Origin of the sequence: Nocardioides sp. Soil805 (assembly GCF_001429625.1) — a bacterium.
Lineage (GTDB): Bacteria > Actinomycetota > Actinomycetes > Propionibacteriales > Nocardioidaceae > Nocardioides.
The window spans coordinates 1837863-1851684 of record NZ_LMSU01000001.1 but is presented as its reverse complement, the minus strand read 5'-3'; the positions used below and the strand labels follow the sequence as shown (position 1 = coordinate 1851684).

The 13822-nt window shown below is 74.1% G+C and carries 8 protein-coding genes; 3 read left to right on the top strand and 5 right to left on the bottom strand.

What is annotated here, in order from left to right; translation table 11 throughout:
- Positions 1-8 precede the first annotated feature (8 nt).
- The 3 genes from recD to recC are packed head-to-tail and all read right to left on the bottom strand — an operon-like array spanning position 9 to position 8433.
- On the bottom strand, positions 9-1763 hold the full coding sequence (recD, locus tag ASG94_RS08950; RefSeq protein ID WP_156411485.1) for an exodeoxyribonuclease V subunit alpha: 1755 nt from the start codon (positions 1761-1763) through the stop codon (positions 9-11).
- Positions 1760-5092, bottom strand: coding sequence for a UvrD-helicase domain-containing protein (locus ASG94_RS08945; RefSeq protein WP_056925919.1), 3333 nt, complete (start codon positions 5090-5092; stop codon positions 1760-1762). The genes recD and ASG94_RS08945 overlap by 4 nt, the downstream gene beginning before the upstream one ends.
- A complete protein-coding gene (recC, locus tag ASG94_RS08940) occupies positions 5089-8433 on the bottom strand; it encodes an exodeoxyribonuclease V subunit gamma (protein ID WP_056925918.1) in 3345 nt (1114 codons plus the stop codon). The genes ASG94_RS08945 and recC overlap by 4 nt, the downstream gene beginning before the upstream one ends.
- A 92-nt stretch (positions 8434-8525) precedes the next feature.
- Here recC and ASG94_RS08935 point away from each other — a divergent pair, with 92 nt between their 5' ends.
- A complete protein-coding gene (locus tag ASG94_RS08935; protein WP_056925917.1) occupies positions 8526-9191 on the top strand; it encodes an HAD family hydrolase in 666 nt (221 codons plus the stop codon).
- 104 nt (positions 9192-9295) lie between these two features.
- On the opposite strand, the gene ASG94_RS21325 is transcribed toward ASG94_RS08935, so the two are convergent.
- Positions 9296-9469, bottom strand: a complete 174-nt coding sequence (locus ASG94_RS21325) for a CsbD family protein (RefSeq protein WP_082624020.1) — start codon at positions 9467-9469, stop codon at positions 9296-9298.
- Between the two features lie 164 nt (positions 9470-9633).
- Positions 9634-11109, bottom strand: coding sequence for a S8 family serine peptidase (locus ASG94_RS08930; RefSeq protein WP_235537178.1), 1476 nt, complete (start codon positions 11107-11109; stop codon positions 9634-9636).
- Between the two features lie 136 nt (positions 11110-11245).
- Here ASG94_RS08930 and ASG94_RS08925 point away from each other — a divergent pair, with 136 nt between their 5' ends.
- Both ASG94_RS08925 and ASG94_RS08920 read left to right on the top strand, forming a co-directional pair.
- On the top strand, positions 11246-11986 hold the full coding sequence (locus tag ASG94_RS08925; protein ID WP_442938466.1) for an ABC transporter permease: 741 nt from the start codon (positions 11246-11248) through the stop codon (positions 11984-11986).
- A 152-nt stretch (positions 11987-12138) separates the two neighbouring features.
- Positions 12139-13803 (top strand): ABC transporter substrate-binding protein, encoded by a 1665-nt coding sequence (locus ASG94_RS08920; RefSeq protein ID WP_056925915.1) that lies wholly within the window; start codon positions 12139-12141, stop codon positions 13801-13803.
- The last annotated feature ends 19 nt before the right edge of the window (positions 13804-13822 follow it).

The window sequence follows — 13822 nt, the reverse complement described above, 5'->3', positions numbered from 1 at the left end:
GACGTGTGTCACCGGCCGGCGAGGCGCACTCGTAGGCCGCTCGCGCGCTGGGCCTGCCGCTCGATGGCCGCCCGGACGGCGGGCTCGGGACCGATGACGCGCACGCGCTGCTGGGCCCGGGTGACCGCGGTGTAGAAGAGCTCGCGGGTCAGCAGTCGCGACTCGACGTCGGGCAGCAGCACGCTCACCACGTCGGCCTGGCTGCCCTGGCTCTTGTGGATCGTCATCGCGTGCATGGTCTCCACGGAGCCGAGGCGCGACGGTGCGAAGTGGAGCGGCTCCGGGCCGGAGCCGGCGATGGCCACGCGACGACCGCCCTCGGGGGTCGCCACCACGACGCCGGTGTCGCCGTTGTAGAGGCGCAGCGCGTGGTCGTTGGCGGTCACGAGCAGCGGTCGGCCGAGGTAGTCGCGCTCGTGCAGCGGGTCGCCGGTCTCGGTGGCCAGCCACTGCTCGATGCGGCGGTTCCAGTGGTGGACGCCGTACGGGCCGTCGCGGTGGGCGCACAGCAGCCGGTGCCGGTCGAGGGCCGCGAGCGCCCGGGGCATGTCGCCGGCGACCGCGGCGTCCCGCACGGCCAGTGCCGCGGGCAGGGCGGTGGCGCGGATCTGCGAGGCCGGGTCGGCGTCGGTCACCCACTCGACCGCCTCGTGACCCGCGGCCAGCACCTCGAGGGCCGCGTCGGCGTCGCCGAGGCGCAACGCCTCGGCGAGGGCCCGGATCTCCGGGCCGAAGCGGTGGGTGGTGCGCAGCGCGGCCACCGGCGAGTCGGGCCGCCCCTCGTAGCCGCGGACGAGGTCGGTGAGGACCGCGCCGGCGTCGACGGAGGAGAGCTGGTCGGGGTCGCCCACGAGCACCAGCCGGGCGTCGGGGCGCACCGCCTCCAGCAGCCGCGCCATCATCGTCAGCGACACCATGGAGGACTCGTCGACCACCACGACGTCGTGCGGCAGCCGGTTGCCGCGGTGGTGCCGGAAGCGGGTGCTGTTGCCCGGCAGCGGCCTCAGCAGGCGGTGCAGGGTCATCGCCGAGAGCCCCGTCAGTCGGGCCCGGTCGGCCTCGGCGAACCCGGTCGCCGAGCCGTGCACCGCCTCCTCCAGCCGCGCGGCCGCCTTGCCGGTCGGTGCCGCGAGGGCGACGCGCAGCCCCTGCCCGTGCGCCTGCGCCTGCTCGTGGAGGGCCACCAGGAGCCCCGCGACCGCGGTGGTCTTGCCGGTGCCGGGGCCGCCGGTGATCACCGTCGTCCACTGGCCCGCGGCACCGCGGCACGCAGCCTGCTGCTCGCCGTGGCCCTCGCCGAAGACGCGGTCCAGGGCCGCGTTGACCACGACCGGGTCGTACGACGGCGTCGAGGCGGCGCGGGCGGTCAGGTCGTGGAGGACCTGCGTCTCCTGCTCGTGGTAGCGGTCGAGGTAGAGCAGCCCGTGCTCCCAGTGCAGCACCCCGAGCCCCACGAGCGGGCTGGCCGCGACCGCGCCCGCCCAGGCGACCGGGTCGGGCCACGGGAGGGCCTCGGCGACCGGCAGCTCGGTGACGGTCGCCAGGTCGAGGCAGATCGAGCCGGCCCGCACCGCGCGGGCGGTCAGCGCGATCGCGAGCAGCACGGTGTCGTCGTCCTCCCTGCCGAGGCGCCCGAGGGTGGTGGCCACGTGCACGTCGGCGGAGGTGATCAAGCCGGCGGTGTTGAAGCTCGCCAGCAGCCCCTGCGCGCCGAGGGCGAGGCGGGCGTCGGTCGGGTCGTCGACCTCGAAGACGTCGCTCACGGTGCGACTCCGTCCAGCAGGTTGGAGAGCTCCTCGACGAGCGCGACCGGCGGCCGCCACGCGAAGACGCCGCACGGCGCCCCGTCGACCCGAGGGGTGTCGGGACCGCACATGCCGCGCAGGTAGAGGTAGAGCACGCCGCCCAGGTGGGCCGCCGGGTCGTAGTCGGGCAGACGCCAGCGCAGGTAGCGGTGCAGCACCACGACGTAGAGCAGGGCCTGCAGCGGGTAGTCGGAGTGCCCCATGGCCTCGTCGAGCACCGCGGGCCGGTAGTCGTGGGCGGTCAGTGGCGCGGCCAGGTCGCCGAGCCAGTTGGTCTTGTAGTCGGCCGTCAGGTAGCGGGTGCGGCCGTCCACCTCGACCCGCAGCACGAGGTCGATGGACCCGGTGAGGTAGCCGGTGAGCAGCTGGTCGGCGAGCCCGGCGTCCGCGGCGAGGGCGTCGGCGTACCCCCGGACGGGGTCGCCCTCGGGCAGGTGCCGCCGCAGCATCGGCGCGAGGTCCCCGAGGCGCACGGTCCCGGCGGAGTACGACGCGTCGTCGCCGCCCGCGAGCGGCAGCTCGAAGTCGAGCTCGGTGAGCCGGTCGCCGGCCCCCACCTCGAGCAGGGTCGACTCGGCGGCCAGGGGACCGAGCGGGCTGGTGCACACCGCCACGAGGGCGTCGGCGAGCTCGTCGGCGTCGAGGTCGACCGGCCACCACACCCGCTGCTCGGCGATGTGGGCCAGCACCTCGGCGCGGAAGTCGGGCGACCCGGGGTCGGCGTGCTCGAGGACCGCGTGGACCAGGGAGCCGAAGGTCGCACCGACCGGGAGGGCCGCCATCGGGGATGGCACGGCCGCGAGGTCGAGGTCCGGCGCGGGGACGGGGGCGTCGAGGTCGAGGAGGCCCAGGTCATCGTCGTCCTCGAGCTCGGGGACCTCCTCGGGCTCGGAGAGGGAGTGGCCGTGCGGGGTGCTGGCGGCCGCCGACAGCGAGGAGTAGGAGGTGCGCCGCCAGGCGGTGTCGACCCGACGGGTGAAGCGGCGGGCAGCGAGCGCATGGACCGGCTGGGCGATCGGCGTCGTGTCCGGCGCGGGACTGTCGGCCAGCTCGGGCTCGGGACCGCCCGCGGCGCGCCAGTGGCCCAGGATCTCGACGATGCGGTCGTCGGCCACGACGGGCTGCTCGTCCGGCACGGCGGCGGTGCCCGGTCGGCGCCCGAACAGCAGCCGGTGCAACGGGGAGGCGGGGGTGTTGAGGGCGGCCGGGGCGTACCAGGCGACGACCTGCGACTGGGCGCGGGTGAGGGCGACGTAGAGCAGGCGCAGCGCCTCGCCGGCGTCCTCGCGCCGGTGCCGGGCGACGTGCGCACCGCGCCACGGACTGGCGCCGCCCACGTCGCGGGCGCGCCGGCCCGCGTCGTCGTGGAAGAGCGGCACGTCCGGGTCGTTGCCGGTGTAGCGGTTCCACAGGGTGGGGACGTAGACGATGGGGTACTGGAGGCCCTTGCTGCCGTGGATCGTCACCAGCTGGACCGCCTCGGCGTCGGAGTCGAGGCGACGGGTGCGCTCGGAGGCCACCTCGACCTGCTCGTCGGCGACCTGGGCGCGCAGCCAGGCCAGCAGTCCCACGATGCCGAGCCGCTCGTCGACCGACACCTTGTGCAGGGCCTCGCCGATGTGGCGCAGGTCGGTGAGGGTGCGCTCGCCCCCGACCCGGGCCAGCACCCGCGCGGTGAGGCCGTCGACGACCGTGGCCTCGAGCACGGCCGCGACCCCCCGGGCCGCGAACACGTCGGCCAGGGTGCGGACCCGGTCGGCGAGCCGGTCTGTGCCGTCGTCCCCGCTGGCCTCGAGGTCGGCCGCGGAGATGCCGAAGAAGGAGGTGAGCGCGGCGGCCCGGACCCGGTCGGTGCGGTGCGGCTGCTCGACGGCCTCGAGCAGGGTGAGCCACTCGGTCGCCGCGGGGGTGTGGAAGACGGTGCCCCCCGAGCTGATGACCGCGGGCACCCCCAGCACGGCCAGCGCCTCCTGCACGGCCTGGAGCTCGGCCCGCCGGGCCGCCAGCACCGCGACGTCGCCGGGCCGCACCCGCCGGCCCCGGAAGGTGGCCGTGCCGGTCAGCAGCCGCTTGATCTCCCGGGCGACGTCGAGCGTGACGTGGTCGCGCCAGTGGCCGACCGTGACCTTGGCGCGCGGGCCCACCCCCAGCTCGGCGCGACGTACGACCCGGAGCCGGAACGGGTCGCCGGCGCCCTCGAGCCGCGAGCCCGGGTGCGATGCCTCGACGGGGTGCACCACGATCCGCTCGTCGCCGAGCTCGGCGGAGCGCAGCAGTGCCTGGAGCCGGGAGAGCAGGGCCTCGTCCGAGCGGTAGTTGACGCCGAGGGTCTGGGTCTCCCCGGCCGTCTCCGCGGCCCGGAGGTAGGTCACGATGTCGCCCCCGCGGAAGGCGTAGATGGCCTGCTTGGGGTCGCCGATGAGCACCATCGTCGCGGCGCCGGTGAAGGCGCGGTCGAAGACCTGCCACTGCACCGGGTCGGTGTCCTGGAACTCGTCGATGAGCACGACCTTCCACCGGTGCCGCATCCGCGCCCGCGCCGGTGCGTCCTCCTCGGCCAGGGCGTCGGCCAGCTGGACCAGCAGGTCGTCGTAGCTCAGCACGCCGAGCCGGCGCTTGCGGACGTCGATCTCGGCGAGCACGTCGAGGGCGAACCGCACCCGGGCCGCGGCCTCGGAGTCGGGCGCCTCCTCGAGGGCGTGCTGCGGCTCGACCACCGCGCGCGGGTCGCCCACCACCTCGCGGGCGATGCGCAGGGCCACGTCGCGCGACCACGGCGGGGTGCGCTCGCCGGCGAAGCGGGCGAGGTAGAGGTCGTCGACCACCTCGGTGGTGAGCTGGTCGAGGTCCTCGACGAGGGTCGCGGAGGCGTCGGTGTCGCCCGCCACCCCGAGGCTGCGCAGCACCAGCTGGCAGAACTGGTGGATGGTGGCGATGGTCGCCGCGTCGAAGGAGACCAGCGCGTCGGTGAGCCGGCGGGCGCGCCGCCGCCGCTCGTCGTCGCCGGCGTCGAGCAGCCACGTGTGCAGGTCGCTCGGCGCGCGCTCGCCCGTCGGGTCGGCGAGCACCTCGGCCGCCTCCACGAGCTGGGCCCGCACCCGCTCGCGCAGCTCCTGGCTGGCCGCCCGGGTGAAGGTCACCACGAGCATCTCGTCGAGCGTGGTCTCGCCCGCGGCGACGTACTTGGTGACGAGGGCCGCGATCGTCCACGTCTTGCCGGTGCCGGCGCTGGCCTCGAGCAGGGTGGTGCCCGTGGGCAGCGGGTCGAGGATGGAGAACGTCTTCACAGCGACCTCACCAGCTCGCGCCCCTCGCCCAGCAGCGGTCCCCACGTGAGCCACGCGTAGTGGGCGAGCCGGTGCGGAGCCGGCCCGGTCTCGTCGCCGCGCAGCGGCGCGGTCAGCAAGGAGTACGGCGGGTGCTCGCCGAAGGCGCGCACGTGCCAGGCGTCGCGGTCCTCGCGCGGGAAGCCGGACTCGTTGAAGCGCGGGGTGGTCCACTCACGGTCGGCCTTGAGGTCGGGGTCGGACTCCCGCCCGGCCAGGGCGAAGCGGTAGTCCTCGGCGTAGGCCAGCGACGTCCGCACGGGCAGCGGCAGGGGCTCGCACTGGCCCCGGTCGTGGACGTCGATGAGCTGGCGCAGCCAGGCGCGGGCGTCGTGCTCGGCCAGCGGGCGGACCATCGCCACCTGGCCGCCGGTGCGGTGCTTGCCGACCGTGTGCATCGTCCAGTTCTCGTCGGGGTGGCCGGCCGCCAGCGCCAGCGCGTCGATCCACGCGGCGAGGCGGTGCTTGGCGCCGAGGCTGGAGTAGCTGACCGCGACCCGGTTGTTGCCCCACACCTGGCCGATCGTGCCCGTGACACGTCGGTCGCCGAGGTCGATGTCCACGTCGAGGGACCGGGGAGGGCCCGTGCGCAGCGACAGCCCGTGGGTGACCAGCGGCTTGACCTTCTGCACGATCGAGGTGAGCACGCCGACCCCCAGCTCGCCGGGGGGCAGCAGCCCGCGCAGCTGCTCGGCGACCATCCCCGTCTGCGGGTCGGCGCCGGCCAGCACGTCGCCCACGAGACGGTCGCCCACCGCCCACTGCTCCAGCCCGTCGAGGACGATCGGGACGGCGTCCTTCGCCTCGTCGGCGTCGTAGGGGGTGCTGATCCGCAACCGGCTGCGGAAGAAGCCGCGGACCGGGTGGGCGAAGAAGTCGTGGAGGTCGGCGAGCGCGACGTCGGTCGCGGCCTCCGGTGCCGGCAGCGGCTCGGGCACCAGCTCGCGCACCTCGATGCGGGGTCGGCGCGCGGCCAGGGCCCCCGCCAGCGCCGTCTGGTCGAAGGTGAAGGGCTCCGCGCCCCCGAGCCGACCGGGCACGAGGTTGACCTCGTCGAACGGCTGGAGGGGGTGGTGCACGAGCAGCCGGTCGCGCACGGGCGCGGCAGCGGTGCGGTCGAGGGCGTCGAGCAGCTCGCCGAGGGGCACGGCGGGCGGCCGGGCGGCGCCGTTGTGCTCGCCGTGGCCGGTGTAGGTGACCACCAGGGTCTCGGTGGCCGCCCCGATCGCGTCGAGCAGCAGCTGGCGGTCCTCCGAGCGCAGGTCGCGCTCGCCGGTGAGCGGGCGGCGGGCCAGCACGTCGTCGCCGTCGACGGAGGCGATGCGGGGGAAGACGCCGTCGTCGAGGCCGACCAGGCAGACCACCCGGTGCGGCACCGAGCGCATGGGGACCATGGTGCAGACCGTCAGGGTGCCGGTGCGGAAGTTGGAGCGGGTCGGTCGACCCCGCAGCCGGTGCTGCAGCAGGGCGCGCACGTCGGCGTGCCGCAGGGTCGTGGTGGCCCCGCTGACGCTGGAGCTGATGCGGCCGATCTCCCGGTCGAACTGCGCCAGCTGCCAGGCGTCGGCCAGGGCGGTCGAGGTGAGCCGGTGCACGGCCTCGGAGATGGCCGCGGTCCACTCCTCGACGGTCTGCGCGCGCTCGGCCCGCTCGGTGAAGGCGTGCAGCCGCTCGACGAGCTCGGCGAAGCGTCCGGCGAGCTCGAGGTCGCCGTCCCCGACGTCGTCGATCGGCAGCGTGCCCCCGACGAACCGGTGGCCCTGCCCGGACATCGCCGCGCCCAGCAGCACCCGCCGCATCCCGAAGCGCCAGGTGTTGGCGTCGACCGGGACGCCGAAGGTGCGGCGGTGCGCGGCGTCGTACCCCCAGCGGATGCCGGACTCGGCGACCCAGTGCGAGACCCGCTCGAGGTCGTCGTCGCCCCACCCGAAGCGGGCCCGGACCGGATCGGCGCCGGCGAGGTCGAGCACCTGGGTCGCGGTGAGCCGTCCCCCGGCGAGCTCGACGAGGGCGGCCGCGACGCCGAGGAGCGGGTTGGTGGCGCCGAGCGAGCGGTCGGCGAGCCGGACCCGCAGCTGGTGGGCGGGGTGGCCGGCCCCGTCGGCGGTGACGTCGGCGAGCCCGAACCCCGCGGAGATCAGGGGTGCGTAGGACTCGATGTCCGGGCACATCACCAGGATGTCGCGCGGCTCGAGGGTCGGGTCGTCCTGGAGCAGCCCCACGAGCACCTCGCGCAGGACGTCGACCTGCCGGGCCGCGCCGTGGCAGGCGTGCACCTGCACCGAGGGGTCGCCCGAGGGACGCCCGGCCCTCAGGTCGGCGTCGGGCGCGGCGTTGGCGCGCAGGTCGTGCTGGAGCCAGCCCAGCAGGGTGTCGGGCAGGGGAGGGGTGGGGCCGACCGCGACGGCGGCCTCCCCCAGGCCGCGCCGCAGCTCGCGGGAGTCGCGGCCCAGCGAGGCGAGCAGCGGGTGGCCGACGGCCTCCGCGGACGTGTCGTCGGTGCGCGGCACCGGGCCCTGCGCTGCGGTCGGCGCCAGCTCCTCCCAGAGCGTGGTGGAGGCCTGAGGCAGCCACAGGTGGACGTCGCGCAGCTCGCCGAGGGCGCGCAGGAGCGCGACCTCGGTCACCGGCAGTCGGGTGTGGCCGAAGAGGGAGAGCCGGGGCGGCAGGTCGAGGTCGTCGCCACCGGCGCGCAGCCGCGCCACGGTCTCGGCGTGCCGCACGTCGGGCGGGGTCGCGCCGACGTGAGCCAGCAGCCGCCGCCACAGCTCGGCCTGCCAGTGTAGGTCGTCGTCGAGGACGCCTCCGGCGCCGTCGGTGTCGCGTCCCTCGCGCCAGTCCCCGACGAGCGCGGGACGCTGGACGGCGTACGACGCGAAGAGTCCCGCCAGCCGGCGGGCCACCGCGTAGCGGCGCGCCTTGCGCTCCGCGCCGGTGTCGAGGTGGCCGAGATGACGGCTCAACGCCTCGAAGCCGGTCTCGCCGAGACAGGAGTCGATGACCTCGAGCAACGGCCACGCGAGCCGGTCGGGGTCCCACGGGTCCTCGGAGTCCTTGCCGAGCAGCATCGCCACCAGCGAGTGGGGGGTCACGAAGTCGACCCCGGCGCACACGCCGTCGCCCCGCCGCCCGCCGACGCCGAGGCGGTGGCTGAGCCGCTGGGTCAGCCACCGCTCGACCCCGCGTGCGGGCACCACCACGACCTCGCGTGCGAACGGGTCGCCGAGCGGCGTCGCCAGCAGGTCGGCGAGACCGTCGGCCAGCGCGTCGGTGCGCTCGGCGACATGGAGGTGCAGGGCCATGACGTCACCCTGCCATCCGGCACCGACAGCACTCCGGACCGGCGCCCCGGGGGAGGGTGCGGACCGGCGACCGCGCTGGTTACCGTCGACGCATGGATACCCCGGTCGTGCTCCTGGACATCGACGGCACGCTCGTCGACTCGACCTACCACCACGCCGTCGCGTGGCACCGGGCCTTCGTCCGCCACCACGTCGACGTGCCCCTGTGGCGGATCCACCGCTCCATCGGGATGGGCGGGGACAAGCTGGTGGCCGAGGTCGCGGGCGTGGAGGTCGAGGACCGGCACGGTGACGCGCTGCGCGAGCGCTGGCAGAGCGAGTACGCCGCGCTGCTCGACGAGGTCGCCCCGCTGCCCGGCGCCCGCGACCTCGTCGTCGACCTGCACCAGCGGGGCCACGTCGTGGTGCTGGCGTCGTCGGGGGCCGAGCGCTTCGCCCACGAGGCCGTGCGGATGCTGGACGTCGCCGACGAGGTGGCGGCCGTGACCTCGTCGGACGACGCCGAGGAGTCCAAGCCCGAGGCCGACATCCTCGTCGTCGCCCTGGACCGGGTGTCGGGCGAGCGGGCGGTGCTGGTCGGGGACACGCCGTACGACGTCGAGGCGGCCTCGCGGATCGGGCTGGCCTGCGTCACGGTGCTGACCGGCGGCTACTCCCGGGCCGAGCTGGAGGAGGCGGGTGCGGCGCTCGTGGTCGAGTCGCCGGGCGACCTCGTCGGGCTGGAGTGGGGCGACCTGGTGCGTCCGGCCCGTCGCTGACGGGTCCGGGAACGGGACGAGGGACACCGACCCCCATCGATGTCCCTCGCTGCCGTTCGCGAGAACGGCGGGCCGCCCCAGGGGGCGACGCTCTCCCCGAAGGGTCAGTGCTTGAAGGCGTCCTTGACCTTCTCGCCGGCCTGCTTGACGTCCGACTTGGCCTGGTCGTTCTTGCCCTCGGCCTCCAGGCGGTCGTTGTCCGTGGCCTTCCCGGTGGCTTCCTTGCCCTTGCCGGTCAGGTCCTCGGCCGTGTTCTTGATCTTGTCGTCAAGACCCATGACTCACACCTCGTTCACATGCTGGTTCCCGGAGGGCCGGGCTCCCTTCGAACCTGCCACCCAGCACCACGCGGGCCAACACCCCTGCGGGTGGCCCGGTCGCACCGGTGGCCGTCGTCCCCGAGACGGACGACGGCCACCGGGCCCGGGGGGTCAGGTCCGGGTCAGCGGATCGCCTCCGCGGCCGCGACCACGTCGACGAGGCCGTAGCCCTTGTCGTACGACGTGGTGCCGAGCGGTCCCGGCTCGTAGGCCGCGCCGTCGGCGTACTTGTGCGCGGTCGTCTTCAGCGCGGCCTCCACCTCGGCCGGGGTCGCGGTGGGGTCCGCCTGGAACAGCTGGGCGACGATGCCGGCGATGTGCGGCGCCGCCATCGACGTGCCGCTGATGGTGTTGAACGTGCCCACGTCGAGCGGGCCGGGGCCGTTCTCCGGGGCGAGGCCGGTCGCGCAGATGGCCAGGTAGAGCCGGCACGAGGAGGTGATGTTCTCGCCGGGTGCTGAGATGTCGGGGTACGTCGACTGGTCGCCGGCCCGGCCCCGCGAGCTGAAGTCCGACACGGTGCCCTCACGGGTGCCGGTGTCCTGGTCGTAGTAGGACGCCACCGAGATGATGCCGCCGGTGGGGTCGGTGCCGGGCGGGTTGGACAGGCTGGTCGAGCCGTCCCCGCCGTCGTTGCCGTTGGCCCACACGGTCACGACGCCCTCGGCGGCCAGGGCGCGCTGGAGCTTGACCGTCGCCGACTCGGGGTCGAACGCGCCACCGCCGCTCGGGCCGTAGGAGTTGTTGGTGACCTTGATCGGCGGGCACGTCGTGGCCGGGACACCGGCTCCGCAGGGCGCCTCGTGGTTCTCGAGCACCCAGTTGAGCGCGGCGTCGGCGCCGATGATGAACAGGCCGGCACCGGTGGAGACGGAGACGAGCTTGGCGCCGGGCGCGGCACCCTGGAGCTTCTTGCCACTGCTCAGCGTGACCGGGTTGCCGGCCACGATGCCGTTGACGTGGGTGCCGTGGCCGCCGACCGACAGGGTGTCGGTGTCGACCGAGGTGGGCACCCTCTGGACCGAGCAGACGGCCTCGAGGGGGTCGCACAGCGTCTTGAGGTTGGCCACCACGGCGCTGCTGCCGTCGGGCTCCTTGAAGTAGGGGTGGGTGGGGTCGACGCCGGAGTCGATCACCGCGACGCTGACGCCGTGGCCGGTGAGCTTCTGGCCGTCGGCACCCGTCAGGGTCTGGGTCGCCTCGTAGCCACGGGTGGCGGTGTTGCTGGTGTCCTGGAACAGGTCGATCGCCTGGTTGCCCTCGACGTGGGTCACGCCCGGTTCCGAGCGCACCGCCTGCACCTGGCTGCCGGTGCCGGTGGCCACGACGACGGCGATCTTGTCGAAGCTGGTGACCGCGGTCATCCCGGTCGCCGCGACGGCGTCGCGCGCCTGCTGCAGCGTGGCGCCGTGCACCATCACCGAGGTGGGCGTGCCGGCGTCGAGCCGGGCCAGCTGGGTGACGAGCCCGGACGACAGGTCGGCCCGCTCGCCGGAGTCCGCCGCGGTGGCGGACGTCGGGACGGTGAGGCTGGCTGCGGCGACGAGCGCGACGGCGCCGACGGCCAGGCTCCTCACCGGTGTGGTCGTGATGCGCACGATCGAATCCCTCCACGCCCCGTCGCGTTCGGTGCGGTGCGACCCGGTCGGTCGGGTCACGAGGCGATGTGGGGTGAACGAGCCGGAGCCCCACGGGTCACGGCGGGTGTCCCCGCGGTGCGGGAGGATGCGACGCGTGGAGCACGTCTGGTGGGGCCTGGGACTGCTGGTCGTCGCCCTGACGACGTTCGTGCTGGCGCGCCTCGCGCGGGTCCGGCTCGGCTGGCTGCCGGTGACCGCGATCCTGCGCGCGAGCGTCCAGCTGGCGGCGGTGGCCCTGATCCTGCGCGGGGTGCTCGCCGTGCCCTGGACGGTCGCCCTGTTCGTGCTCCTGATGGTGACGACCGCGACGTGGACCGCCGGCGGCCGGGTGGCGGGTCTCGTCGGAGGTCGCCGCATCGCCCTGGTCGGGGTGGTCGCGGGCGCCACCGCGTCGCTGGTCCTCGTCTTCGGCCTCCGGCTCGTCGACCTCGAGGCGCGCTACGTCGTCGCGGTCGCCGGCATCGTGATCGGCAACGCGATGAGTGCCGCGACCCTCGCGGGGCGCACCTTCCTGCGGGACGCGCGAGCCCGGCGAGACGAGGTCGAGGCGTGGCTCTCCCTCGGTGCCACTCCGGCGCAGGCGTACGACGACGTGGGGCGCACCGCGGCTCGCGAAGCGCTGCTCCCGACCCTCGACCAGACCCGCTCCACCGGTCTCGTCACCCTCCCGGGCGCCTTCGTGGGCGCCCTGTTCGGCGGCGCCACGCCGGTGGTGGCGGCCCAGTTCCAGCTCGTCGTCCTGGCCGCGATCGCCCTCACCATGCTCACCACGGCGGTCGTGGTGACCCGCCTGGCAGGCCGCGCGCCGTACGTCGTCGTCGCTGCCGACACCTGATCGTGCGGCGCGCACCCGTTCTCTGGTCGTGTCGCGCTCGTGTCCCCGTCGTGTCCGCGGTCGGGCTAGAGTGCCGACCCTCAGTGACGTGGGTCACGTTCGGGCCGGGCCGGCGTGGAGGTGGACCACACCGACAGCGAGGTGTTGATCTGATGAAACCAGTCCGCAAGCTGGCGTCCCTGGCCGTGGTGGGCGCACTCGCGCTGGCCACGGCGTCGTGCGCCGAGTCCGAGCGCGGTGACGGCGGGGAGGGCGGCGGCGACGAGTCGACGTTCACCTTCGGCGCCGCCGGTGCCCCCGAGATGTTCGACCCCCTCTACGCGACCGACGGCGAGACCTTCCGCGTCACGCGGCAGATGTTCCAGGGCCTGCTGGGCATCGAGCCGGGCAGCGCCGAGGTCATCCCGGAGCTCGCCACCGAGTGGACCTCCAACGAGGACGGCACGGAGTGGGTCTTCACGCTGCGTGACGACGTGACCTTCCACGACGGCGAGCCCTTCAACGCCGACGCGGTGTGCGCCAACTTCGAGCGGATGTTCGACCAGAACGAGGCCGGCCAGGTCGCCGCGGAGTACTGGGGCTACGTGATGGGCTCGTTCAAGAACGACCCGGAGGGCTCGCTGTACAAGAGCTGCGAGGCCACCGACGAGTTCGAGGCGACCGTCACCATCAACCGGTCCACGTCGGGCTTCCCGACGATGCTCACCCTCGCGGCGCTGGCGATGCAGTCGCCGAAGGCGATGGAGGAGGGCAACGCCAACGACATCGCGGCGCAGGGCGAGGGCTTCAGCTTCCCCGACTACGCGCAGAACCCGGTCGGCACCGGCCCCTACCAGTTCGTCGAGTACGACCAGGCCGACGGCAACGTCAGCCTGGAGGCGTACGACGACTACTGGGGCGACGCGCCCGCGTCCGACAAGCTGACCTTCCGGGTGATCCCGGACGAGAGCACCCGTCGCCAGGAGCTCGAGGCCGGCAGCATCGACGGCTACGACCTCCCCAACCCCGCCGACTGGCCGGGCCTGGAGGAGAGCGGCAACAGCGTCGAGGTCCGCGACCCGTTCAACATCTTCTACCTCGGCTTCAACCCCGAGGCCAACCCGCAGCTCAAGGACCTCAAGGTCCGCCAGGCGATCTACCACGCCCTCAACCGCGAGCAGCTCGTCCAGACGCAGCTGCCCGAGGGCGCCGAGGTCGCGACGCAGTTCATGCCCTCGACGGTCAGCGGCTACGACAGCGCTCTCGAGCCCTACGCCTACGACCCCGAGCAGGCCAAGCAGCTCCTCGAGGAGGCGGGCGCGACGGGCATGACCCTGACCTTCGCCTACCCGACCGAGGTCAGCCGTCCGTACATGCCGGACCCGCAGCAGCTCTACGAGGCCCTGCGCACCAACCTCGAGGACGTCGGCATCAAGGTCGACGTCAAGACCGCCTCCTGGAACGGCGGCTACCTCGACAACGTGACCGCCGGCAAGTACGACGCGTACCTGCTCGGCTGGACCGGTGACTACGACTCGGCGTTCAACTTCATCGGCACGTTCTTCGGCAACCTCAAGGAGAACGACTTCGGCACCGAGGTCATGCCGTGGGGCAAGAAGCTCGCCGACGACCTCCAGGCGGCCGACGCCATCGTGGACGAGGACGAGCGGGCCACCGCGTTCGAGGACCTCAACCGGCAGATCATGGAGGAGTACCTCCCCGGTCTCCCGATCAGCCACTCGCCGCCCGCCCTCGTGGTCGGGCCCGACGTGGAGGGCGTGGTCCCGAGCCCGCTGACGGCCGAGGAGTTCAGCACGGTCAGCGTCGGCGGCCAGTGAACCGGCCGCCCAGGTCCGC